A 23,804-nucleotide genomic window follows, 5' to 3' on the forward strand; every position below is an offset into this window, starting at 1 on the left:
GCATCGACGCAAAGGCTTGAGAAAAACTCTCCGGCCGTTGCCGGTCAGATCAGGAGCGATAGATGAATATTCATGAATACCAGGCAAAAAGGTTATTTAGGGATTATGGCATTGCCGTCCCGGAGGGGCATCAGGCCGATACGCCCGAGCACGCCGGGCAGGTTGTCAGGGAACTGGGCGGCAGCGGCTGGGTCGTCAAGGCGCAGGTTCATGCGGGCGGCCGCGGCAAGGCGGGCGGCGTCAGGCTGGCGCATAGTCACCAGGAAGTCCTGGATTTCAGCCGCGATATGCTGGGCAAGCGCCTGGTGACCGCGCAGACCGATAGCGCTGGTTTGCCGGTCGAGAAGCTGCTCATAGAGAAAATCTATCCGATCAAGAGCGAGTTCTATCTGAGCGTGCTGGTCGACCGCGTCAGCAGCCGAATTCTGTTTATCGCTTCGGCGGCCGGCGGCATGGATATCGAGGCCGTCGCCAGAGAAACGCCGGAACGGATCATCTCGCTACAAATCCATCCGGCAGCGGGCCTGCAAAGCTATCAGTGCCGGAAAATCGCCTTTGCCCTTGATCTGGCCGGCGAACAGGTCAAGGCGTTGGAAGCGATCATGCGCGGCATGTATCAGCTGCTGCTGGCCAAAGACGCCAGCCAGATTGAAATCAATCCCCTGATACTGACCGAGCAAGGCCAGCTGCTGGCGCTGGATGCCAAGATTAATTTCGATGACAACGCCGTCGCCGCGCACCCCGATATTCTGGACATGCGCGACCCGGGTCAGGAAGACCAGAAAGAAAACAAGGCGCTGCAATACGGGCTCAATTACATTACGCTGAACGGCAATATCGGCTGTATGGTCAATGGCGCAGGCCTCGCCATGGCGACCATGGACCTCGTGAAGCTGAACGGCGGCGCACCGGCCAATTTTCTCGACGTCGGCGGCGGCACGACACCCGAAAAAGTCGCCGAAGCGTTCAAGCTGATACTGTCCGATGACAAGGTGAAAGCCGTATTGATCAACATCTTCGGCGGCATCGTGCAGTGCGACATTATTGCGCGCGGCATTCTGGCGGCCGTCAAGGAAGTGCACGTGACGGTGCCGGTCGTGGTCCGGCTGGAAGGGACCAATGCCGAAGCGGGGCGCCAGCTATTGGCTGATTCCGGCCTGAATTTGATTGCAGAAACAGATCTGGCGACTGCCGCAGCGCAAGTTGTCGCCTTAGCGGAGGTCGCATGAGCATTTTGATTGACCAGCACACCAAAGTGATTTGCCAGGGCTTTACCGGCAAGCAAGGCACGTTTCATTCCGAACAGACGCTGGCGTACGGCACGCAGCTGGTCGGCGGCGTGACGCCGGGTCGCGGCGGCGATACCCATCTGGGACTGCCGGTTTTCGATACCGTCGAGGATGCGGTCAGGCAAACCGGCGCCGACGCGACCATGATCTATGTGCCGCCTTTTTACGCGGCCGACGCCATTCTAGAAGCTGTCGATGCCGGCATCAGAATCATCGTCTGCATCACGGAGGGCATTCCCGTTTTGCATATGCTGCGCGTCAAGGCCGCCATGGCCGGCACCGATGCCTTGCTGATCGGGCCGAATTGTCCCGGCGTCATTACGCCGGGACAATGCAAGATCGGCATCATGCCGGGCCATATCCATCTGCCGGGCGCCATCGGCATCGTCTCGCGCTCCGGCACCCTGACCTATGAGGCCGTCAACCAGACGACCAAACAGGGGCTGGGACAGAGCACCTGTGTCGGCATCGGCGGCGATCCTATTCACGGCATGAACTTTATCGACGTGCTCAGCCGGTTTCAGCAGGACGAGCAGACCCGTGGCATCGTCATGGTCGGGGAAATCGGCGGCGGCGAGGAAGAAGATGCGGCCGACTATATCAAGGCGCATGTCACCAAGCCGGTCGTGTCTTATATCGCCGGGCAGACGGCGCCGCCCGGCAAGCGCATGGGCCATGCCGGCGCGATCATCACGGGCGGCAAAGGAACGGCGGCAGGCAAGATCGCCGCGCTTAAAGCCGCCGGCATTGAAGTCGTCAATTCGCCGGCCGATATCGGCGTGGCGATGCAGGGCTGTTTCCAATAGCACCGGATGGTCGATTGACAAAACGGTATGCGATATCGTCAGGATAGCTTATGAATCAGTCAGTCCGAAACTTTATCGTGCTGTTCACGATTGTGGTTTCCATTGCGGTTTTCACGCTAGGAGTCTGTCGGACAGGGTTCAGTATTATGATTCTTATTTGACCGATATGGATTATTGGCGGCATTGAGTCTTCGGTTCTGCCCAACCAAGAGCTATTTCGGGTTATTTTTCCGTTATCCGGCCGCCAGCACATGCATTCGCTTTAAATTGAAGGCCATAGTCACCAGTTTCCACTCACCAGCTACCGCATCAAGACCTCTCAGCGAGAATTGGCGGAAGCCCAGTACCTGTTTGATGATCCCAAATACCGGCTCGACCGTGCTTTTGCGTTTACCATAAAGCGTGCGGCCACTCTGGGTTTTGAGTTTCCAGGCCATTTTGACCAGCGGGTCATCGCTTTCAGGTTCCGGTGCATCCGGCGTCAGGCGTTCCGCCAATGGCAGATGATGGGCTTCCCGGCCCAGCGCGATGAGGGGTGTAATTTTTTGCTCCACACAGGCCTGGATGTTGTCTTTGCTGAAGTAGCCGTTGTCGGCCAGCAGCATTTCCGGCTTGCCGAGGCTGTCCGGCAAGGCGTTCAGCGCTTTCAGCATCGGCTCGACTTGCCGCTTGTCGTTGGTATGCTGGCTGAGCGTGGCGGCAACCACCAGCAGGCTGTCAACATCGACGGCCGCCTGGGCATTGTAGCCCTGCACGAAGCCGTCCTTGCTCGGCATGATCCGCGATGCTTCGTCGGTCAGGTTGATCTGGTCCTTAGCTTGGGGGCCGGTTTCGGGCGCCTTGGGCTCCTGGCCTCGGGGTTTTTTGCCCGCCTGGCGCTGGCGCTCCCGGTCAGCCAGTCTCTCCTGGTGGTCTTTTTGGGCTTGTTCGTCCCGTTCTTTAACCCGTTCGGCAATCTTGGCCTTGGCTTCCGCCAAGGCTTTCAAGCGATCTTCCCGACGCGCGACTTCCGCCGGCAAATCGATACCGTCGGCCAATTCTTCCTGATCAACGTCCGCTGCCTTTTTCAGCAGGGCCTGCACTTCCTCACGCAATTGCGCTTCCAGCTTTTCGATGTGGCCATGGGACAAGGCCTTGTGCTTCGAGGCATTGGCCTTGATTTTGGTACCATCCAGCGAAATCTGTCCCAGCTTGACGAGTTTCATCGTCTGCGCCAGTGTCAGCACTTGTACGAACAAGTCCTCCAACTCCACCAGAAAGGTCTTGCGGAAATGAGCCAGGGNGTCATGATCGGGATGATGATTGGCAGCAATGAACCGAAACGCCACTGAATCGTAGGTTGCCCGCTCGATCTTGCGACTGGAGAACGTGCCGGTCGCATAACCATAGATCAGCAGGGCCAACAGCAGTGCCGGATGATAAGCCGCTGAACCCCGTCCAGAATAATGGCCTGTCAGTTTTGATAGATCGAGCTGATCGATCACTTCGACGATAAAGCGTGCCAGGTGGTCTTCCGGCAACCATTCGTCCACGGACGGCGGAAGCAAATACTGTTGGTTACGATCAAACTGAATAAAGCGACTCATCAGAAATCATGGCGGTAAAATGATTGAACTCATCACTATTTTACAACTGATGAGATTTAAATGCTGATAAGTCCGACAGACTCCTAGTGCCGAAGATACCGCAGGACCTTAATTATCATTATTTTGGCGATCAGAAGCAGATGCTGGGGGTTTCCAACTTCTGGAATGTCATGACCAATCTGCCTTTTTTGATCGTCGGTTTGATGGGCATAAGGCGGGTCATGGCCAATCGGCTTGGTGGCGGCATGCCGCAATTACGCCCGGCCTATCTGATATTTTTTATCGGCGTATTCCTGGTCGGCTTGGGATCAGGCTATTATCATTTAGATCCTGACAACGGGACGCTGATCTGGGATCGACTACCGATGACGATAGCCTTTATGGCGCTGTTCTCGGCCATAGTCGGTGAATACCTGTCAATAACATGGGGCAGGCGGCTGCTTTATCCGCTGGTCCTGATCGGTATGGCATCGGTTGTCTATTGGCATTGGAGCGAGCAACAAGGGCACGGCGACTTGCGGTTTTATGCCCTGGTTCAGTTCCTGCCCATGTTCCTGATTCCGGTCATGCTGGTTTTCTGCCAGCCCCGGCTTTCCGGCAACGGTTATCTATGGGGCATTATCGGTATCTATGCTGCCGCCAAGCTGGCGGAAACGGGCGATGTCGTCATCTACGAACACCTGCGCTTTTTGAGCGGGCATTCCCTCAAGCATCTGCTGGCCGCCGGTGGAGCGGCACTGTTTTTGGTCGCACTCCAAAAGCGTGTACCGGTGCATCAGGCGATTAAGCCAGAAAGCGGTGCCGTTTCCGAATAAGGATTTGCTATGATCAATCTGTAGGTCTGTACCTTACCACAGATTTCTTTGCCGTCTTTGCAGTCAAACATTCAACATCAATTATTCTTAAATCCATACATGTCTCTAAAAATAGTGCTTGCTCAAGTCAACTTATTGGTCGGCGGTATTGATGCCAATGCCGCCAAAATTATCGATACGGCCATTCATGCCCGGGACCGGTTGCAGGCCGACCTGATCGTCTTTCCCGAGCTGTCCGTGACCGGCTATCCGCCCGAGGATCTGCTGCTGCGGCCGGATTTTATCGCGCATGCGTCACGGGCCGTCGAACACATCGCCGCGCAGGTGACCGGCATCGATATCGTGCTGGGCTTTCCCGACAACTATCAGGGCAAGCTTTACAACAGTGCGGCCGTGCTGCGCGATGGCGCCGTGCTGGCTCGCTACAGAAAGAATGCCCTGCCTAACTACGGTGTGTTCGATGAAAAACGCTATTTCTATGAGGGCGATGAGACCTCTTTGTTTACTTTAAAAGGCACTGTAATCGGCCTCACGATCTGCGAGGACATCTGGCAGACCGGCATCATAGCCAGGAACAAGCAGGCCGGCGCCGAGCTGATCCTGACCTTGAATGCCTCGCCGTTCCATGCCGGCAAAATACATGAGCGCGAAGACATCGTCGTCAATCAGGTCAAAGCGCTGCAGCTGCCGTTGGTTTATGTCAACCAGGTCGGCGGACAGGATGAGCTGATCTTCGACGGTGCCTCGTTTGTTGTCGACCGTGATGGCGAAGTCGTGTTCAGGGCCGAGGAATTCAGCGAGCAGGTCAGCGTCGTCGAGTTTGAAGGCAACAGGCCGCTGAAAAGCACCTGCGCGCCGCTGTATAGCGAGGTCTCCAGCGAATACCGGGCTCTGGTGCTGGGCATCAGGGATTATGTCGCAAAGAACGGCTTTCAGGGCGCCATTCTGGGGCTGTCCGGCGGCATCGATTCGGCGCTGGTGCTGGCTTTGGCCGTCGATGCGCTGGGGGCTGACAAAGTGGAAGCCGTGCTGATGCCGTCGCGCTATACGCAGCCCATGAGTATCGAGGATGCGGTTCTGGAAGCCCAGGCTCTGGGCGTCAAATACCATACGATACCGATAGAACCGGCCGTCAGCGCCTTCACGGACATGCTGGCCGGTGTGTTCGCCGGCACGGCCAAGGACACGACCGAAGAGAATATCCAGGCGCGCTGCCGCGGCGTGATTCTGATGGCGATGTCCAACAAGTCGGGCAAACTGCTGCTGACGACCGGTAATAAAAGCGAAATGAGCGTGGGTTATGCGACTTTATACGGCGATATGGCCGGCGGCTTTGCGCCGATCAAGGATGTGCCGAAACTGCTGGTCTATGAGCTGGCGCACTATCGCAATTCGCTGTCCAATGTGATTCCCGAGCGCGTGCTCACCCGGCCGCCGTCGGCCGAACTGGCGCCCGATCAACTCGATGAAGATTCCCTGCCGCCGTATAACGTGCTGGACCCGATACTGGAGCGATATGTGGAACAGGATCAGTCGGCTGAAGAGATTATCGCGGCCGGTTTCCGGCGCGAGGATGTCGAGAGAGCCATCCGCCTGGTCGACAGAAACGAGTACAAACGCCGACAGTCGCCGCCCTGCATCCGAATCACGCCCAGAGCGTTCGGCCGCGATAGGCGCTATCCGATCACTTCGGGATATCGTGGGGTTTAAAAATCAAATGCATAACAAAGAAACCACGAATTCCAGGTATGCAAACCAAGTGTGTCAAATCGCTTGGCACGGCAATTCAAGGTAACGCATAACCGACTCAGTCGTATGTCAGCGATCGTCACTATCCATACGCAGAAAGACTGGTTGTCGTCATAGTTTGAAAACAGGAGCATAAAAACGTGTGTTTTTTCGGTTGAAAAGGATTAGTTTTCTACCGGATAGGAAAAGGACATGGCATCAGCCAGGATTAACAAAAAACGCAATCTGATGAAGTGTTATTTCTGCTGTGAGAGGCTTGAATACTGGTTTACTGTTGGTTTAATGTCTATAATATCGACTTAATTTAGACCGAATTAAGTCTTCTCACAGGAAAACATCATGAAACTTTCCGAAAACATCAAACCGATCAGCTACCTTAAAGCTAACGCGGCTGACGTCATTGAAAATTTAAAGACTACCCATCAGCCGATGGTTATCACCCAAAACGGCGAAGCCGCCATGGTGATTCAGTCGGTAGCCGATTATGAGCAAACCTTGGAAACGTTGGCGTTGCTGAAAATATTGGCGCAAAGCCAGCAAGCGGTTAGCAATGGTAAAACGGTAACAAGCGCCGAGGCTTTCTCGCAACTTAGACAACGACGCGGTTTGAAATGAAACGTCCGGTCGTCATTTCCGAGCCGGCATTGCTTGATTTACTGGATATCAATGATTATTACCTGGTTGAAGTGGATGACAAGACAGCGGCAAAAATCATAGATCGCCTGGAAGTCGCCGTAAACAGCCTTGCGGACTTTACTGAGCGCGGCAGTATTCCCAAGGAATTATTGACGTTGGGCATCCGGCAATATCGGCAAGTCATCGTCAAACCTTATCGTATTATCTACGAACAGTTACCGGAAACCACCATTGTTCACGCCATTCTGGACGGGCGACGGGATATGGAAACCTTATTAACACAACGCCTTGTCAGGTTTGGATTGTGATAACACGTTTACACTCTCTAGCTGTTACTGACGGTTTGCATAAATAAGGGGAAGGCACTGAGGTATTACCATAAAATATCTTTATAAAACAATATGCTATTTAGTGATTTTTTATTCAATCAAAATCTAAGTGGGGCTAGAATAAGATTTTCTTCCAGAAAAGTTTAGCGGAAGAGTCTTATGGCGATCATCAAAATTGCGCTTCCTTCTTATAATAATCTCCCTAATCTTCAAACGCCCGGCTCAATGTGCTCATGGACGTGGTCAGAGCTTGCCTAACCGGTGCATCCTTTAGCCAATTGCAGCAGTGGATCGGGTGGTTTCAGGGCCTGAGTTTATTAAGCATAAAATCAAACGCCTGGACCGTTTAGTTGGGAATCGTTACGTCAAATCCGAACGCTTGGCGTTATATGGCATTATTACTCATTTTCCGTCGAAGTATCCCTTTGTCTCTGATTATTAATTTATCTTGGTTTCACTGGCTGGTTGAATCTTTGGTTAACCTAAAGGATTAGAGTTTTTCTGAGTTAATATTGATAGAATATAGTAAATGAAGCTCTAAAAAAGTAATTAAATTTAATCGTTTAGCCATATGAATAAAACAATAGTAATGGACCAAGAAATACTCGCTGATGCTTATTTAAGCGATACAAGAGCTATTCTAAGAGAGAATTTTCTTGCGGATAACCGTCCTTGGGTAGTCGCTTATTCAGGGGGAAAAGATTCAACGCTGGTTTTACAGCTCGTTTATGGAATGCTGCTGTCATTAACGCCGGAACAGCAAAAACCCGTTCATATTATTTCTTCGGATACTCGAGTTGAAGCTCCGAACATTGAGGAATATTTACAGAATAGCCTGATGCAACTTGAGCAGCACGCTCGAACCTCCAGCCTGGACTTGACAGTGCATCTGGTCAAACCGGAAATCGAAGACAGTTTTTGGTCTTTGATTATCGGCAAAGGCTATCCACCGCCAAACCGCTGGTTTCGCTGGTGTACGACTAAGTTAAAAATCAGGCCGGTTAGAAAAGTGATCGATGAGATTACATCGGAGCATGGCAGCGTTATTTTGCTGATCGGCACACGTAAAGCTGAAAGCAGCAACCGCTCCCGACAGATTGAAAACCGTCAATACAACAGCAGAGGACTTAACCAGCATACTGAGATCCCTAACGCCTTGGTATTGCAGCCGATTATGCATTGGACAACCGACGAGGTCTGGGAATATTTATTTACTCATAATCCTGCGCCATGGAATTTCGATCACGATAGGATGTTGGAACTCTATCGGCAGGCGAATAGTGGCGAATGTCCGGTGATTACCGACTTAGATACGCCTTCTTGCGGAGGAAGCCGCTTTGGTTGTTGGACATGTACAGTTGTAAAAGAAGATAAATCGATGAAAGGGTTTATTGAAACCGGGGATGAATGGATGGAGCCCTTATATGACTTTCGGATATGGTTAAAAGACCAGCATGGCAAAGAAGAATTAAGAAACCAATACAGACGCAATGATCAGCCTGGACTGGGGCCTTTTAATTCCGAGGCCAGAAAAATGATTCTTGAAGAGCTATTAAACGTTGAGAAGAAAGTGGGCAGACAGCTGATCAGCAATCAGGAGTTGCTTCATATTCAGGATATTTGGACTGAGGAATTTGATGTTATGTACTCTGCATTAAGAATCGCCTATAAATATAATCGTAAACCGAAAGGAAGCGCAGCAGCATGAGTAGTGAAACAATTAGTCAATTTATAGAGCGTAACCTGTATGAACTATCAGAAGAATATGAAATACCCGCTAATGTTATTTCCCAGATAACCCATTTAATTGAAAGCTATCCAAATCCCGAAGTTCAGGGTGCTAAAACAGCATTAAAAGAATCGCTTGCCAAGATTATTACAGACCATCGACAGCAGGACGCGTTGCAGTAAATGTATTTCAAGTCATTGACAATTAACAATCTGTTTTCGTATCACGGTTCCTGTTCCTTTGATTTAAGGCCACCCGATGACGCAGAGAGAAATATCGTAATTATTCAAGGGCGTAATGGCGATGGAAAAACCAGTTTCCTCAATAGCGTAAAAATATTATTCTCGGGTGTGAATGAGGATATACGTCGGACCGTTCAACGCAGCCGTATTCCAACGCGTAGACAGTATGTCTGCGGCATAGAAAACGAATGGTGGGGAATTCTGAATCAACAAGCCAGGCTAACCGGCGGAAGTGTTTTGTCATGCGGCGTACAAGCTATTTGGGAATCCGACGACGGCGAAGTCAGTGCGGAGAGAAAATGGTTAATCGATTATGGAAGGAATGAGTATCAGGAAGAAGTCATTGTTTCAACGCCCGCGCTAGGTGTTCTATTGGGAAAAGACGCGGAAGACTATTTGGAACGGAGTTTTCCCCGATCTTATATTCCTTTTTTCTTTTTTGATGGTGAAGAAGTTCAATCGTTAGCGGAAGCAAACGATAACGAAGTGATTGCCAAGATGGAGCAGTTATTAAATATCCGGCCTTTGGAAAATATTCAAGAAAGGCTCAGGGAATTAGTTAGAGATTGGCGCCGCAACGCAATGAGTTCTGAACAAAGGAAGGAATTAACCCGTCAGGAGACTTTACGGCGAAGCAAGGAAAGCGACTTAGCGATCATTGCTCAACAAAAGCTCCTGTACCAAGCTGAGATTGAAGAAACAGAAGATCATTTGAATAAAATTGCCCGTCACTTGAAGATATTGCGAGGCTCCCCGGATCAAGAGAGCGAAATCAATATTAAAGCGCAGATTAAGCTTAAGGAAGAACTGCGCCAACAACACATGGCGGAAATCAGTGAGGCTTTCCAGCGTGACGCATTTTTAAAATTAACGCCTGGCTTGGTTGAAAAAGCGCTGAAAACAACTGAAATACTAAGTGCTCAGGAACAAAGAATACCACCAGAAATTCTTAACAGCCTGAAACAGGAACTATCAGAAATTTTTACCAAGCCGCCTTATTCAAGTCCAAGGCTAGAAAATCCACAGGTAGCGTTCTATCAACAACGTATTATCCGAGCATTGGAATATCTTGATCTTCCAGAGAATAATGACGCTTTATTCAATATAGACGGTAACCGCGTTAGGTCGTTATCCAGTTTGTTATCCAGTTATCAAGGTGTCCATAAGCCCCATCAAAACCTGCAAAAAAGCCTGAAAAATGCTTATGAGTTAGCTCAAGAAATAACGCGATTGGAATATCAATTAAAAGATGCCGGCGATATGTCGAACAAACAAAGAGCAGAGCATGCCCGTTTGTCGGATGAAGAAGAACGCTACAAAGATAATCTATTGACGCTGAAAGATAAGCTTCGTGACCATGAAAAGCAGCAGCTCATTATTGGCATTGAGCTTACCAAAATAGAGAAAGAAATTAGTCGCCGGGAAAACACGGTCAATCAGGCGGACGATAGCGAACGCCAATTGAAATTTGCCGAGCGTTTGCGTAGCGCATTAAATGAAGTCAAAGAGCGATTAAAACGGCAAAAGAGAGCGGAATTGGAGGAAAGCTATAACCGGCATTTAAAGCAGTTATTGGATTCGAACAGTTTGATAGCGCAGGTAAAAATCAATGAGCATTTTGAAATCACTTATCTGGATGCACAACAAAACAAGATTGGCATGAGTTCGGTTTCAGCAGGAATGAAACAGCTATCTATTACTGCTTTGTTCTGGGGATTAAAAGAAATATCGGCTAGAGAATTACCGCTGATCATCGATACGCCGATGGGCCGTATCGACCGGCAGCATCAAGACAATTTATTACTGAAATATTATCCAAAAATCGGCCGACAAGTCATTTTATTACCCACCGATTCGGAATTGGATGAACGCAAACGTGCGCTGTTGAAGCCCTACATCTATAAAGAGTTTCATTTGTCGAATCCGCATGGAACGCAAACAGAGATTATTGAAAGGACGATCTAATGTCGGATATTTTTACCAGTAAAGCCGATGAGCTAATTATCGATCAGGTACTTCAATACGGATTATGCGTATCTAAAGCACCCAAATATACGGTATTGCGTGTTAAAAAGCGTGCAAAACTTTCCAGGGCCCTGGGGAAAAGAGCGTTGAAAAGTTTCCACCCCAGGTTATTTAATGACCGGTTTTTGACCGGAGCATCCTGGAGTGTTAGAAATGGACCTTATTGCCGAACTCAGACGGCGTCATCATGTAGGTAAAGAAAGCATCAGTTCTCTGGCGAAGACCTTTAAGCTCTCCCGCCCCACCATCCGCAAGCATCTCAAGACGCTTGAAGCGCCGGTTTATCAGCGCCAACATCAGCCTTATCCCAAGCTGGGCTCATTCCATGACCAACTGGACACCTGGTTGGAGCAGGAAGCGGTTTTGCCGCGTAAACAGAGACGGACTGCCCGCCGACTGTATGAGTGTCTCCAGGTTGAGGGGTACCGCGGCTCTTATACGGCCGTACAACGCCATGTAAGGCGTTGGAAGAAACAGCAAGTCAGCAGTCCCGCCGTCAAACAAGCCTTTGTACCGTTAGCCTTTCCGGCGGGCGAGACCTGCCAGTTTGATTGGAGCCAGGAAACCGTCGAGCTCGGCGGTGTGACGCAGACCATTAAAGTGGCTCACTTTCGCCTGGCCTACAGCCGGCAGATGTTCGTGGTCGCCTATCCGCGAGAAACCCAGGAGATGGTGCTGGATGCACACCGCCAGGCGTTCGCTTACTTCGGTGGCGTACCAAAACGCATGATCTACGATAATCTGAAGGCTGTTGTTGACGCGATCTTTGTCGGCAAGGAGCGTCGCTTTAATCGCCGTTTTCTGGCCTTGGCCAATCACTATCTGTTTGAGCCGGTGGCCTGCACGCCGGCATCGGGCTGGGAAAAAGGCCAAGTGGAAAATCAGGTGGGTAATATCCGGGAGTGGCTGTTTACGCCCTTGGCCAAATTCGCCGATTTTACCAGCCTGAATGCCTGGCTGGCGCTACGCTGTCGGGAATTGGCGGGACGGCCCCATCCCGAACAACCTTCACGCACTATCGCCGATTGCTTTGCCGAAGAACAGCCGCTGTTAATGCCAGTCAAGGCCAGCTTTGATGGCTACGTGGAAGAGGTACGGCGGGTCTCACAGTTGTGCCTGATACGTATTGACCGTAATCGCTACAGCGTGCCGGCCCAATGGGCTAATGCGGTGGTGTCAGTGCGCTTAACGGCCGATCGTGTGCGCCTGGTGGCCGAAGGTCAGGTCATTGCCGAACATATCCGTCGTTTTGGCCGTGATCAGCTGGTCTGTGATCCCTGGCATTACCTGCCGGTATTAGAGAAAAAGCCGGGAGCACTGCGGCATGGTGCGCCGTTTCAGGCCTGGGATCTGCCGGCACCGGTTAAAGTGGTCCGGGACCGCATTCTCAAACAAGACCAAGGTGATCGCGCGTTTGTCGATCTGTTGCTGATGGCCAGGTCATTAGGCGATGATGGCCTGGAGACACTGGAAGTGGCGTGCGACCTGACCTTGCAAACCGGGATCATCAGCGCCGCGATTGTGCTCAATGAAATGCGCCGGTTAACTGATGCAGCTAGGCCTAAACCGTTGACTGACACATCGCCATCCACGCCGACATTGGCCCTGGAGCCGGTAGCTGATTGCAGCCGCTACGATACCTTGCGGAGTTCACGCCATGTCCATTGATCGTGCAATGCGCCTAAAGGATCTTCATCTCTATGGCATGGCTGCGGCCTGGAGCGAGTGGCAAGCCGAATACAGTGGTCAGCAAAAGCCCGTCATGCCGGAAGTTTGGCTGGATCGCCTGATTGAAGCGGAACAGGCTGACCGACAGGCCCGCAGCCTAAGTTATCAGCTTAAAGCCGCGCGCTTTCCTCATCACCGTGATCTGATGAGCTTTGATTGGCAGGAAACGCCTTTGGAGCAAGCGCGGATTGAGCAGTTGGCAACGGCCGGCTTCATGGAGCAGGTCACCAACCTGATACTGGTGGGCGGAACCGGCACCGGTAAAACCCATCTGGCGACCGCCCTGGGCGTAGCAGCCATTCACCAGGGCAAACGCGTGCGTTTTTACAACGCTGTCGATCTGGTCAATCAACTGGACAAGGAAAAGCAGTTGGGCAAGGCCGGCACTCTGGCCAAGCGGTTAACGCATAGTGATGCAGTCATTCTCGATGAACTGGGCTATCTGCCGTTCCCGGCATCGGGTGGCGCTTTGCTGTTTCATCTGATCAGTCAGCTGTACGAGAAAACCTCGCTGATCATCACCACTAATCTGAACTTCGCCGAATGGGTGCAGGTGTTCGGTGATGCCAAGATGACCACGGCCCTGTTGGATCGAATTACTCATCACTGCGATATTCTGGAAACAGGTAATGATTCCTATCGGTTCAAGCAGCGAAAAAAGGCGGCTGAAGGCCGATAACCCTACAACACGACTGGAAACTTTTCGACGCTCTTTACTGGAAAATTTTCAACGCTCTTTGACAGAGGATTTTAACGGCATTCGCGATTTCGATGACGCCATTTGCGCATTGCTCAGCGTTTATCACAATGAAGATTTATTTGCCGATATAAAGCTATACCGTACCCGATTGCAAAGACATATTCGTAGAGGCTTGTATGAAATCCGAACCAGTTGGAATCGCAGTCATGATTTTATTACTTATTTACAAGAAGAGTTATTTGCCGGTTTAGACCTCAATCCAGAGCAACCCGAACTAAACGCAGTAGAAAATACCTTGGTTGATGCTTTGCAGGAAATCGGTGTTGCTGCGGAAATCAAAGAAAAAATTCAAGGGCCGAGAATTGACCGGTATTTTCTGCATTTGCCCAATATTCAACATTTGGATCAATTAAAGAGAGGCTTGGAAAAATTGGCGTTTCGTTTGGGTTTGCAGCAGGAAGGTGTTTTTATTCATGCTACGAGTGAACCTAAGGTTGTTGGTATGGATATTCCTCGTCAGCGGCAACGCTGGAAGGCTATTGATGCAAGCCGATTGCCTCAATGGGCGGAACAGGAAAAGGGCAATAGCCGGTTGGCGGTTTGGTTGGGCGAAGATGTCTTAGGCAACGATTTTTCCTTTGATTTAGTTGATGCGCCGCATTTATTAATTGCGGGTACGACCGGCAGCGGTAAGAGCGTCTGTTTACATGCGTTGTTATTATCCTTGTTATGGACGCAATCAAAAGATTCCTTACAGTTAGCCCTGATTGATCCGAAACAAGTCGAACTGGCGCAATATGAAAAAATTCCGCATTTATATAGTAAAGGTGTAGTTCACCTGATTACTGATGTGATGGAGCTTTTGGATCAATTGGTTGATGAAATGGAACGCCGGAATCAATTGTTACGGGAAGCAGGTGTTAGCAATTTGACCGAGGCATTGCAACAGCGCAAATTGCAATTACCGCGTATTGTTGTGGTCATTGAAGAGCTGGCTGACTTAATGATGCAATCCCGTGAATTGGAAACACCGCTGGTTCGCCTTGCCCAAAAAGCGCGTTCAACAGGTATTCATTTGATTCTAGCGACACAGCGGCCTGATTCGGTGACATTCAGTGGTTTGTTACGAACCAATATACCCAGCAGAATTGCCTTACGCGTACAAAAAAACACTGAATCTCGGATTATTTTGGATGAAATGGGTGCGGAACAATTATTAGGTTCCGGTGATATGCTGGTCAAAATTCCTCAGGTATCAACGAATGCTATTCGTGTACATGGGGCTTACATTTCGCAAGATGATATTAAGTTATGCCTGCGTAATTTATAAAAGGAGCCGCAAATGGCAAACGACTTGTTAATCTATGAATTTTGTCCGCTGTATTTAATTTTGGATCGTATCGGCCCTTTTCAGGATGAGCCCTACGAAATTGATTTCACCGATAAAGATCATCGGCCTTGCAATTTTTTCTTGATGGTATCGAAGAATGGTTCAGGCAAAACAACGGTTTTAGATACCATGTCCTGCTTACTTGGCTTGCTGGGGCAATCCGAGCCTAAACAATACGGTTTGGAAGATTTAGACAAGGGTGAAGGGCGCGCCCAGCTTGATGTAAAACTCCGCGTGTATTGGCAAGGGCAAGATCATAATATTGTTTTATCTATTCTGGGCGGTCATTTAAGCAGTGATTTGTCACTGAAAGTATGGAGTGATGAACAATTGCAAGTTCATGGTACAAGCAATTGGTATCGCATGGGCTTTACAGGACGACAAAGCGGTCTGCCATTAAAACCCTTATCTACCCATAAAACAGATGATTTTATTGCTGATTTATTGGTTGCTTTGCAATCCAGTTTGGGTAGTTCGCCCAATAGTTTTGGGGAAAGCGCTTTTTCTTACCCGACTACACTTAATTTTTCCGCTTATCGTGACATACCGCAGATTAGCTCTTCTGGGGAATTAGATCAGCCACGTTCAATTACTCAGCCACAATATTGGGGTTATAACCCCGTGCATTGTTTTTCAGCGCATAATGAAACATGGAATTATTCTCTGGATAATCTTTTGGTTTGGCTGAAATGGTTGGATGACGGACGTTTTGAAAAAGCCCGTGATTTTATAAATAAACAGGTTTTTGAAGGAACCAGCAAATTTTTAAAAGATGTGCATCGCCCTACGTTGGAAGCAATTGTGCGCACGGGTGACAACGAGCCGAATGAACACCGTCTTGACCGTTTAAGTAGTGGTGAAAAAAATCTGATGCAATTATTTTTGCGTATCGGTGCTCATCAGACCAAAAATACCATTTTGCTCATTGATGAATTCGATGTGCATTTGCATATCCGCTGGCAGTACCGATTGTTTAATGCCTTAAAAGCATTGGCAGCCAATGAGAATGCAAACTTTACCGTGATAGCAACCACTCACTCGACCGAGATACTAGAAACATTTGTTGAAAATTTGGATATTGATGAAGAAGGCTTAATAAAAGGCGGACATTTGATTAAAGAGGGAATGTTTAATGACGATGACGAATAAAGGCAGTTTTAAAGCCATAGGTAAAGAATCGATTGTTGAGGAATATACGGATGGAATTAAAATTTATCTGGAGTCCACGGATGACCAATTTATTTTTAAAGAAAAGTGGTTCTCACGATTTAATGACAAACTTAGTTTTGAATCGGTTTCAGATACACGCGCCAATGGTGGTTGCGAGTTGGTTCGACAAAAAGTTAAAAACTCAAAAATAACAGCTTTTGGGGTAGTAGATAGGGATACTCTCTTGAAAGATCCTGATTTTCAGGATTCATTGTGGTGGGAAATTGATGATGAGGTTTTTTCATCCCGAAAACCATACGGTGAGACCATTTTTGTATTGCATCGCTGGGAATTAGAGAATTATTTACTTCATCCTCAGGCTTTAGCATCATTGGTTGCAGACAAACGGCTTGATGCTACGACTTCGGCAACTGATATTGCTAAGTTGTTGTTCGATCGCGAAGATGAGATGGTGGCTGTTACCCTTTTATCAACTATACCCGCTAAAAACTGTATTGCACAAGCTGGTGAACAAGTTTTGCGTGATAAATTGGGTGATGACCTAAAGCAAGCAGTAAAAAACAAATTGCAAGCACAGAGTGATGTTATAGAGTCAGAGCAGATAAAAATTAAAAATTTTGTTGAAAACGAACAAGATCATATCAAGCGATGGCATAGATTAAGTCGACTGCTGGATGGCAAAAGAATAATGTATCGAATAGATGATTTGCTTTTCTCAGGTAAAGTTAAACTAGAGTCTGAACGTGGCGTGTTAGCGGGGTATATTGCCAAGCACAAGCTAGTTGATTCTGCTTTAACTAATTGGCTTGAGGGTATTTATCATTCAGCTATTGTGAGTTGACTGTTTTATCGAAACATACAATTTTTCAAGTCATCATAGCAGCGAAGAGAAAGGTGATGGCTTTAACATTCAAATATGCTGGAATGTTAGACCTACCCCTTTCTTTACATCTTCTTTGTTATTTTTAATTTAGTCTTTTTTTCAGTATCCAAGCGGCTATGGAAAATACCAATGATATCCAAGTATTCAATACCGATGCGATAAAAAATCAAGTGTTTTTGTAATGATATCAAATTTTTCTTGATCTCTCGCCCGGTCGACAGAAACGAGTACAAACGCCGGCAGTCGCCGCCCTGCATCCGGATCACGCCCAGAGCGTTCGGCCGCGACAGGCGCTATCCGATTACTTCGGGATATCGGGGTATTTAGCTATCTATTATGACGGTAGCAAAAACACGCTGGCCAATCCCAGAAAAATAAAAAACCCCATGGCATCGGTGATAAAGGTGAGCATGACGCTGGTGCCGACGGCGGGGTCCTTATCGAACTTGTGGCGCAGCAAAGGGATGCCGAGGCCCACGAAGACCGCGACTTGCAGGTTGATGAACATGGCGATGGCCATGACCAGGGCAAGGTCCCTGTCCTGATAAAGCAGCCAGACCAGCCCGCCGACCAGGCTGCCTAACAGGATGCCGTTCAGGACGGCAAGGCTAAGCTCCTTCGTGATCAGGCGGCGGACATTGGCCCGGGTAATCTGCCCCAGCGCCAGCGAGCGGATGATCAGCATGCTGGTCTGGTTGCCGGTATTGCCGCCCGTCGAGGCGATAATCGGCATCAGCGAGGCCAGCGCCACCAAATGCAGGATCGTGTCCTCGAAAATGCCGATAATGCGCGTCGCGGCAAAGGCTGTGGTGATGTTGAACAATAGCCAGCCCCAGCGGTTTTTGGCGCTCTTCCAGACGCTGGAAAACAAATCCTCCTCTTCCTCGACGCCGGCCTGAATCAGCAGATCTTCGTCCGTTTCCTCGCGGATGAAATCGACGATGCTGTCGATGCAGAGCCGGCCCAGAAGCCTGCCGCTATCGTCGACGACTGGCGCCGAAATAAGGTCATAGCGCTCGAAAGCCCGAGCGGCTTCAGTAAGATTCTGAGCAACCGGAAAGGCGATAAAATCGGTCACCATGACTTCCGCGACTTGCTGGTCGGGGGGATGGGTCAATAGCTGCTGCAGCGGCAAAATGCCTTTTATTTTGTTGCTGGAGTCAACGACGAACAGCTTGTCGGTATGGCCGGGCAGCTTGCCGCGTTTGCGGATATAGTCGGCTATGGCTTCTAAGGTCAGATCGTCCCGGATCTTGATCGTACCGAAATCCATGCGCGAGCCAACCTGGTCTTCCCGGCAGGCCAGAACCGCATTCAGATCCCTGCGTTTTTTGCGGTTGAGGGATTTCAGAATTCGCTGCATGGCGTTTTGAGGCAGGTCGGCCGCCAGGTCCGCGATCTCGTCGCTGTCCAGCTTGCCTGCGACGGTGGCCAGCTCTTCGGGGCCCATGCCTGCAATCAGCGTTTGCCGCACCGCATCGGAGACTTCGAGCAGCACCTGTCCGTCAATATCGGTTCTGATGGCGTTCCAGGCTATGCGGCGCTGATCCAGCGGCAGTGATTCAAGAATATAGGCGATATCGGCAGGGTGCAGCCGGGCGAATTCTTCCTGCAAACGGCTCTGCTGCTGCTTGTGCAGAACGATTTCGACCAGCGCCTGCCGGGCTGTGGGGCCTCTTTGCACCAGCGACTCTTCCAGTTGCTGTTTTTCCAGCAAGGTGATGACTTTCTGCAGGCGCTCCTGTAGAAATTGCTCGGAATGGCGTTTGTCCGGGGATTCCATGGTTAAAAAACAGTTTATTGCGATTGTAAAAAGCTTACTTTGATTAAAACTGCTTCTAACAAAGACAGTAAGCCTGGTTAAAATTTCCGGCTCAACCTGAAAAATACGGCATGGAAATGAAACGCTGGAGCGGCGGGCTAATATCGGGGGCGCAGCCAAACGATATTTTTCAGTTATGTAAAATAATATCTTAATTTAACACGGGTTATAATTGTTTTTTAAACCTATGTCTATTTATCGGCGCTATAAAATATATGATGAATAAATTCAGTTTGATAATACGTTTTTTATCAGTTGCATTGTTGGCGGTATCGCTTGCTGCCTGCGCGGGCAGCAAGCGTCATGAAAGCACCGGCGAATATCTTGATGACGCCGTGCTGACGACCAAAGTAAAGACGGCCATATTTAATGATTCGAGCCTGAAAGTGCTGGATATTAACGTGAAGACATTCAAGGGCGTCGTACAGCTGAGCGGTTTTGTCGATTCCGTTGATGCCGCCAACAAGGCGGTTGAGCGGGCGAGAGCCGTAGGCGGCGTCAGAATGGTCAATAACAGCCTGATCGTTAAATAACCAGGCCAGAGGGATTGAAAACAGGCGGAATTTATCCCAACCGGGTCTGTAGAACTTTCACGTTGTTCCAGACCGCATCGACAAAATCCTTATTCATTTCCGGCATGCCGTCCTGAATCCATTGAACCAGTATCCTGGCGGTATTGGGATAAGCGACCTGGACGGCATGGTCATCATGCAGCCAGCGTTCGATCACCGCCGGGTCCATATCGTTCATGACATACCCGTAACCCAGTTGCTGCAATGCGGCGGCATTGGAGATTTGCTCCATTTGCGCGTGCAGCGGTTTTGCCAGAATTTTTTTGCCCAAATGCAGCGATTCACTGGCGAGCTCAAAGCCGGCATTGCTGATAATGCCGGCGCAATCCTGTAAATTTTTCTGAAAACCGTCGCGGGAGAGCGGCTGGCAGATGATGTGGCTGAACTCAGACGGCACCGTTTCCGGCGCATAGACGTGAAAATTAAACCGGGTGAAAGGCGACAAAAGCCTGATGACTTCGTTTTGGTCCTCAAAAGGCAGATAGACAATGATTTTATTTTTGATGCTGTTCGCGGGTGTTTTTGCCGTATCGATGATAGGCGGCAGAATCGGCTGGTCGAAATGGTGCCAATGCAAGCCGATGCCGATATCCGCCGGCGCAAAGTATTTCATAACTTTTTTAGCGACAGGATTGGTACCCGCCTTGGGGATTTTGTGGTTAAACGCATATTGATGACCGATGCCTAAAACGGTCTTGTTCTGCTTTTTTGCCGCCCAGGCCGTAACCGGTTCAAAATCGCTGATCACCAGATCGTAAGCGCTTAAATCCAGCGAGCTGACATCTTTGATGAAAGTCAGCGGTTTGGCATCTCTGGCGGTTTTCAGGTAATTGACCTGGCCTTTGTCGGTATTAAAGGTCAGGCCAGTACGCAACCGGTAGTCGTTGAATATCGCCATGTCGAAATATTTCTCGGCAGGACGGCCGGTAAACTGAAAGGTAACGTCCATGCCGGCGGCATAGAGTTCTTTCGCCATGACGCGCGCACGAGTGATATGGCCGTTACCGGTGCCCTGTACGCCGTAGAAAATCCTCATGGAATAATTTGTCCCAGACTAAAAAGTGCCGTACTGATGCCCAATATGACGCCGACCAGGGTGTCGGTCGGGAAATGAACACCCAGCACGACACGCGAGAAACCGACCAGCGCTGCCCAGCAATAAAGCGGAATCATTAAAGCGGGAAAAAAATAGCTGATCAGTGTCGCCATCATGAAGGCGGCGGAGGTATGGCCGGATGGAAAGCTGAATTGATCGGATGGCGTGATGACGCTATGGAAGTTTTGTAATGCCGCAGCCGGACGGTTCCGTTTGAGGCTGTTTTTTACTATAAAATAGATCGGCCTTTCGATCAGAAAGCCCAGCAAAATAGCCTGGAGCAAAGGGCTTTCAATGCCTTGTTGCCAATACAGTAAAACAGCGACCAACAGATACAGCGGGCCATCGCCGGTCCTTGACATGTATCGGCTGAACTTGGCCAATGAGCCGTGCATCCTGACATTAATCAGCCAGATGAGCATGAACACATCGTACTTATGTATCGAATAGAGCAGTTTCATTTTCTTGTCCTCTCGGCGTTTGCAAAAGTCGGCCGCGATCTGGCGCAGAGTTACGAAATCGCGGATCTTCCTTTTGGATTAGTTCCTGCCTTCAGGACAAAGACTAAAACTCTTTTGTGACAAGGAAATGAAGGTTTGTTTAAGATTTTGTGACAATGCTTTAGCAGGGCTTCGTCTGAAAAGTTTTACTAAAGCTTGAGATGGGGAAGTTCAGGTGCGAATGACTTCGCACCTTGTAGCATGCATTGCCGGGTGGCAAACAGGAGGCGCGCCTAAATAGGCGTGAAACTTTAGGGACGCTTGATTTTGAACAGGCGATTGTTGTAACTGACGATGAGACTGTCGGGCCGTATCTCCTTGAGGTCCAGTTGGTCTTTGATGCGCTGGCCGGGGGTGTATTTGACCATGTCGATCATGACAAAACGTTCGGCAGGCACGGGCGAATAGACAAAGACATTGATCGGCAATTGGGGCACCGTACGGCGAAATTCGGCAGGCAGCTCATTCAAAAAAGGCAGGTCGTGTTTTGCGGGCGGTGAAACCGGGGCCGGCTCTGTGATAGCAGCAATGGCGGGCTCGATTTGCTTTATAGGCAACGGTTCAGCTTTAGGCTCCGGTTTATTGGCCGCGATTTTGACCGGTGCGGCTTTTTGCGGGGCCGGCCGCGGCGGCGCGATTGCCGGTTTAACGGGTTCGGTGAGCGGTTTCTGTACGACAGCCGGTTTGACCGGAGGCTGAGGGGCCGCCGCAGTTCTGGTTTCGATGATCTCGGCAATGGATGGCGCTTTCGGCTCTGGCGGCCGGATCTCGGACTTGGGCGGCATTGCTTCAGCCGGCGGTGTTATCGTTGGCTTAGCTATGGGCGCGGCAGGCTGCGTGTCAGCTGGGGGTAGTAGGGCGACAGGTTGAGTTTTCTGCGTAAACCAGAGGAAATAGGCCACAATAATCAGGTTGCTGATGATCAGCGCGGCGATCAGTTTGCTGGAGCGCTGATGTTGTGGCGGCTGAGAAACAAGAATTCTGGTCGTTACCGTATCGGGCTCGACGGCTTGCCGTTCCCGCTCTGATTTACGCAGTGCATTCAAGATATAAGACATATTAATCCGTGATTTCCAAGTGTGGCGAGTCTCCGGCGCCAGTGTTGTTGTCCAGGTGAATCAAAGTGCGGGCGCCCGCTATGCCGTCAGCCATTAAATGATGCCGGCGCTGAAAATTAATCACCTGCGCTTTAAGCGCCTCATCAAAGAACAGCGGCTCGTTGACGCTGGTGCCGGCGCCCGTTATAGCACTTAACTGCTGGCGCAGCCAGAGCACATTGGTCGATGTTTGCCGCGGGACGATTTCCGTCATATCCGGGCGCGGCGGCTGCCAAAGCATCAGATAATAGCCGTCCCACAAACTCAGCACATCGGCCAGCGGAAACGTTAAATCTTCATTGAAGCGGATGACGGGTTGCCCCTTGCGGATGCCGGTCAGCAGCGCATAGCGTTTTTTCTCGTTGGCTAATGAAAACTCCAGGATAGCAGGGCGGTCCAGCTCCAGTACATCCTTCCAGTTGGCCTTATCGAACAGGCAGTGAAGGTCTACCGTTTTCATGTAGTTGCAGTCGGCCCGGTTATCGGCCGGCGCGGCTTTTTTCCAGGCTTTGAGTGCCTGAATCATGGCGGCGTTCAGCGACAGCGACGGATCGTCAAGCCAGGCTTTAAAAGTCTTCACTTCGGCTTTTAGCGCTACAGGTTCAGGTTTGGGCGCCGGTTGCGGACTTTTTATGGCCGGGTTTGAATCCGGCGCCGGGAACTGGCCCGACAATATGAGCTTGACTTGATGGCCTGCGGGTTGCTGCTGGCTGAAAAAATAAACGCCCATGGCGATACTGCTGAAAACCATCAGTGCTATCGCTGCGCTGGCGCGGCGACCGGGGCTGTCCAGCGCCAGCGTTTCCCGGGCCGCACGCGTGATAATGTCAGGTGAAATGGTATGGGCATTGGTCGCGTAGGCACCGAGCAGGGCGCGATCGCAGAGAATATTGATGAGTCTGGGAATGCCCGAGGAAAATTGATAAATTTTGCGAACGGCGCGTTCCTTAAAAAGCCCCGGATTGCCGTTGCAAACGGTCAGGCGATGATGAATATAGGCCCGTGTTTCATCAAGCGACAGCGGCAGCAAATGATAACGGGCCGTAATGCGTTGATTGAGCTGGCGCAAGCCCTTCCGGTTCAGTATTTGCTTCAGTTCCGGCTGCCCGACCAGAATGATTTGCAGCAGTTTGGTCTTGCTGGTTTCCAGATTGGTCAGCAGCCGGATTTGTTCCAGCACTTCCAGGCTCAGATTCTGGGCTTCATCGATCAGCAGCACGGTGCGCCTGCCGTTGGCATAGGCCGTAAGCAGGTATTGATTTATCTTGTCGATGAAGTTTTTCAGCGTTTGCTGGTTTCTGTCATAACCAATGCTCAGTTCGTCACAGATCGTGGCCAATAATTCGACGGCGTTGAGTTTTGGGTTTAAGATCAAGGCGATATCGATATTGGCCGGCAACTGCTGCAACAGGCAGCGGCACAACGTGGTCTTGCCGGTGCCGACTTCGCCGGTCAGGGCAACAAAACCGCCGCCCATATTGATGCCGTAAAGCAGATGCGCCAAGCCTTCCTGATGGCGCGCGCTCATATACATGAAATGCGGATCAGGCGCTATCGAAAACGGTAATTCATTGAAATGAAAGTATTGCTGATACACGATTCTGACTTCTTAGGCACTTTAAAAAATATTTAAAGTTATT

General features: G+C 50.0%; 21 protein-coding genes. 15 read left to right on the plus strand and 6 right to left on the minus strand.

The features are described 5' to 3' along the window. Window positions 1-62: 62 nt before the first annotated feature. On the plus strand, window positions 63-1,229 hold the full coding sequence (gene sucC, locus METLU_RS0115600; protein ID WP_027159034.1) for an ADP-forming succinate--CoA ligase subunit beta: 1,167 nt from the start codon (window positions 63-65) through the stop codon (window positions 1,227-1,229). Next, window positions 1,226-2,095 carry a succinate--CoA ligase subunit alpha gene (gene sucD / locus METLU_RS0115605; protein ID WP_027159035.1) on the plus strand — a complete coding sequence of 290 codons (870 nt, stop codon included), beginning with the start codon at window positions 1,226-1,228 and terminating at the stop codon, window positions 2,093-2,095. Before sucC ends, sucD begins: the two co-directional genes overlap by 4 nt. Window positions 2,096-2,328: 233 nt before the next feature. Here the strand turns inward: sucD and METLU_RS0115610 are convergent, their stop codons facing one another. Further along, window positions 2,329-3,681: an IS1182 family transposase gene (locus METLU_RS0115610; protein WP_027158409.1), complete on the minus strand. Its 1,353-nt coding sequence runs from the start codon at window positions 3,679-3,681 to the stop codon at window positions 2,329-2,331. A gap of 86 nt (window positions 3,682-3,767) precedes the next feature. On the opposite strand from METLU_RS0115610, the gene METLU_RS25565 reads away from it, so the two are divergent. The 12 genes from METLU_RS25565 to METLU_RS0115670 all read left to right on the plus strand — a co-directional run bounded on the left by METLU_RS25565 (window position 3,768) and on the right by METLU_RS0115670 (window position 17,035). Continuing rightward, window positions 3,768-4,496, plus strand: a complete 729-nt coding sequence (locus METLU_RS25565; RefSeq protein ID WP_231383627.1) for a ceramidase domain-containing protein — start codon at window positions 3,768-3,770, stop codon at window positions 4,494-4,496. Window positions 4,497-4,595: 99 nt separating this feature from the next. Next, complete coding sequence (locus tag METLU_RS0115620; RefSeq protein WP_027159036.1) at window positions 4,596-6,206, plus strand: NAD+ synthase; 1,611 nt, start codon at window positions 4,596-4,598, stop codon at window positions 6,204-6,206. A gap of 378 nt (window positions 6,207-6,584) precedes the next feature. After that, window positions 6,585-6,860, plus strand: a complete 276-nt coding sequence (locus tag METLU_RS0115625) for a type II toxin-antitoxin system Phd/YefM family antitoxin (RefSeq protein ID WP_027159037.1) — start codon at window positions 6,585-6,587, stop codon at window positions 6,858-6,860. Next, window positions 6,857-7,189: a type II toxin-antitoxin system RelE/ParE family toxin gene (locus METLU_RS0115630; RefSeq protein ID WP_027159038.1), complete on the plus strand. Its 333-nt coding sequence runs from the start codon at window positions 6,857-6,859 to the stop codon at window positions 7,187-7,189. Before METLU_RS0115625 ends, METLU_RS0115630 begins: the two co-directional genes overlap by 4 nt. Window positions 7,190-7,799: 610 nt before the next feature. Beyond that, on the plus strand, window positions 7,800-8,918 hold the full coding sequence (gene dndC / locus METLU_RS0115635; protein WP_027159039.1) for a DNA phosphorothioation system sulfurtransferase DndC: 1,119 nt from the start codon (window positions 7,800-7,802) through the stop codon (window positions 8,916-8,918). After that, a complete protein-coding gene (locus METLU_RS0115640; protein ID WP_027159040.1) occupies window positions 8,915-9,121 on the plus strand; it encodes a hypothetical protein in 207 nt (68 codons plus the stop codon). Before dndC ends, METLU_RS0115640 begins: the two co-directional genes overlap by 4 nt. Then, a complete protein-coding gene (gene dndD, locus METLU_RS0115645) occupies window positions 9,122-11,146 on the plus strand; it encodes a DNA sulfur modification protein DndD (protein ID WP_027159041.1) in 2,025 nt (674 codons plus the stop codon). A 213-nt stretch (window positions 11,147-11,359) separates the two neighbouring features. After that, on the plus strand, window positions 11,360-12,874 hold the full coding sequence (gene istA, locus METLU_RS0115650; RefSeq protein WP_027158284.1) for an IS21 family transposase: 1,515 nt from the start codon (window positions 11,360-11,362) through the stop codon (window positions 12,872-12,874). Further along, a complete protein-coding gene (gene istB / locus METLU_RS0115655; protein WP_027157895.1) occupies window positions 12,864-13,613 on the plus strand; it encodes an IS21-like element helper ATPase IstB in 750 nt (249 codons plus the stop codon). The genes istA and istB overlap by 11 nt, the downstream gene beginning before the upstream one ends. Continuing rightward, the gene (locus METLU_RS25570; protein WP_051299941.1) at window positions 13,564-14,964 is read left to right on the plus strand and encodes an FtsK/SpoIIIE domain-containing protein; all 1,401 of its coding nucleotides are present in this window, start codon (window positions 13,564-13,566) and stop codon (window positions 14,962-14,964) included. The genes istB and METLU_RS25570 overlap by 50 nt, the downstream gene beginning before the upstream one ends. A gap of 12 nt (window positions 14,965-14,976) precedes the next feature. Then, window positions 14,977-16,173: an AAA family ATPase gene (locus METLU_RS0115665; RefSeq protein ID WP_027159042.1), complete on the plus strand. Its 1,197-nt coding sequence runs from the start codon at window positions 14,977-14,979 to the stop codon at window positions 16,171-16,173. Continuing rightward, on the plus strand, window positions 16,157-17,035 hold the full coding sequence (locus tag METLU_RS0115670) for a hypothetical protein (protein WP_155920583.1): 879 nt from the start codon (window positions 16,157-16,159) through the stop codon (window positions 17,033-17,035). The genes METLU_RS0115665 and METLU_RS0115670 overlap by 17 nt, the downstream gene beginning before the upstream one ends. Window positions 17,036-17,411: 376 nt before the next feature. Here the strand turns inward: METLU_RS0115670 and mgtE are convergent, their stop codons facing one another. Next, window positions 17,412-18,860 (minus strand): magnesium transporter, encoded by a 1,449-nt coding sequence (gene mgtE / locus METLU_RS0115680; RefSeq protein ID WP_027159045.1) that lies wholly within the window; start codon window positions 18,858-18,860, stop codon window positions 17,412-17,414. Window positions 18,861-19,114: 254 nt separating this feature from the next. Here mgtE and METLU_RS0115685 point away from each other — a divergent pair, with 254 nt between their 5' ends. After that, complete coding sequence (locus tag METLU_RS0115685; protein WP_155920585.1) at window positions 19,115-19,432, plus strand: BON domain-containing protein; 318 nt, start codon at window positions 19,115-19,117, stop codon at window positions 19,430-19,432. Between the two features lie 31 nt (window positions 19,433-19,463). Here METLU_RS0115685 and METLU_RS0115690 read toward each other — a convergent pair whose 3' ends face one another. From METLU_RS0115690 to METLU_RS0115705, 4 genes are all read right to left on the minus strand, one after another. After that, a complete protein-coding gene (locus tag METLU_RS0115690) occupies window positions 19,464-20,507 on the minus strand; it encodes an MJ1255/VC2487 family glycosyltransferase (RefSeq protein WP_027159047.1) in 1,044 nt (347 codons plus the stop codon). Then, a complete protein-coding gene (locus tag METLU_RS0115695; RefSeq protein ID WP_027159048.1) occupies window positions 20,504-21,028 on the minus strand; it encodes a phosphatase PAP2 family protein in 525 nt (174 codons plus the stop codon). Before METLU_RS0115695 ends, METLU_RS0115690 begins: the two co-directional genes overlap by 4 nt. 290 nt (window positions 21,029-21,318) lie before the next feature. Then, window positions 21,319-22,125 carry a general secretion pathway protein GspB gene (locus METLU_RS0115700; RefSeq protein ID WP_027159049.1) on the minus strand — a complete coding sequence of 269 codons (807 nt, stop codon included), beginning with the start codon at window positions 22,123-22,125 and terminating at the stop codon, window positions 21,319-21,321. A gap of 1 nt (window position 22,126) precedes the next feature. Then, window positions 22,127-23,761 (minus strand): ExeA family protein, encoded by a 1,635-nt coding sequence (locus METLU_RS0115705; RefSeq protein WP_027159050.1) that lies wholly within the window; start codon window positions 23,759-23,761, stop codon window positions 22,127-22,129. Window positions 23,762-23,804: the final 43 nt, after the last annotated feature.

The sequence above is a fragment of the Methylobacter luteus IMV-B-3098 genome, assembly GCF_000427625.1.
Lineage (GTDB): Bacteria > Pseudomonadota > Gammaproteobacteria > Methylococcales > Methylomonadaceae > Methylobacter > Methylobacter luteus.

Excerpts from the sequence above, each read along its gene's own strand:
- sucC (WP_027159034.1), top strand. The coding sequence starts at position 63 with ATGAATATTCATGAATACCAGGCAAAAAGGTTATTTAGGGATTATGGC.
- sucD (WP_027159035.1), top strand. The coding sequence starts at position 1,226 with ATGAGCATTTTGATTGACCAGCACACCAAAGTGATTTGCCAGGGCTTT.
- METLU_RS0115620 (WP_027159036.1), top strand. The coding sequence starts at position 4,596 with ATGTCTCTAAAAATAGTGCTTGCTCAAGTCAACTTATTGGTCGGCGGT.
- METLU_RS0115625 (WP_027159037.1), top strand. The coding sequence starts at position 6,585 with ATGAAACTTTCCGAAAACATCAAACCGATCAGCTACCTTAAAGCTAAC.
- METLU_RS0115630 (WP_027159038.1), top strand. The coding sequence starts at position 6,857 with ATGAAACGTCCGGTCGTCATTTCCGAGCCGGCATTGCTTGATTTACTG.
- dndC (WP_027159039.1), top strand. The coding sequence starts at position 7,800 with ATGGACCAAGAAATACTCGCTGATGCTTATTTAAGCGATACAAGAGCT.
- METLU_RS0115640 (WP_027159040.1), top strand. The coding sequence starts at position 8,915 with ATGAGTAGTGAAACAATTAGTCAATTTATAGAGCGTAACCTGTATGAA.
- dndD (WP_027159041.1), top strand. The coding sequence starts at position 9,122 with ATGTATTTCAAGTCATTGACAATTAACAATCTGTTTTCGTATCACGGT.
- istA (WP_027158284.1), top strand. The coding sequence starts at position 11,360 with ATGGACCTTATTGCCGAACTCAGACGGCGTCATCATGTAGGTAAAGAA.
- istB (WP_027157895.1), top strand. The coding sequence starts at position 12,864 with ATGTCCATTGATCGTGCAATGCGCCTAAAGGATCTTCATCTCTATGGC.
- METLU_RS25570 (WP_051299941.1), top strand. The coding sequence starts at position 13,564 with ATGATTCCTATCGGTTCAAGCAGCGAAAAAAGGCGGCTGAAGGCCGAT.
- METLU_RS0115665 (WP_027159042.1), top strand. The coding sequence starts at position 14,977 with ATGGCAAACGACTTGTTAATCTATGAATTTTGTCCGCTGTATTTAATT.
- METLU_RS0115670 (WP_155920583.1), top strand. The coding sequence starts at position 16,157 with ATGACGATGACGAATAAAGGCAGTTTTAAAGCCATAGGTAAAGAATCG.
- mgtE (WP_027159045.1), bottom strand. The coding sequence starts at position 18,860 with ATGGAATCCCCGGACAAACGCCATTCCGAGCAATTTCTACAGGAGCGC.
- METLU_RS0115685 (WP_155920585.1), top strand. The coding sequence starts at position 19,115 with ATGATGAATAAATTCAGTTTGATAATACGTTTTTTATCAGTTGCATTG.
- METLU_RS0115690 (WP_027159047.1), bottom strand. The coding sequence starts at position 20,507 with ATGAGGATTTTCTACGGCGTACAGGGCACCGGTAACGGCCATATCACT.
- METLU_RS0115695 (WP_027159048.1), bottom strand. The coding sequence starts at position 21,028 with ATGAAACTGCTCTATTCGATACATAAGTACGATGTGTTCATGCTCATC.
- METLU_RS0115700 (WP_027159049.1), bottom strand. The coding sequence starts at position 22,125 with ATGTCTTATATCTTGAATGCACTGCGTAAATCAGAGCGGGAACGGCAA.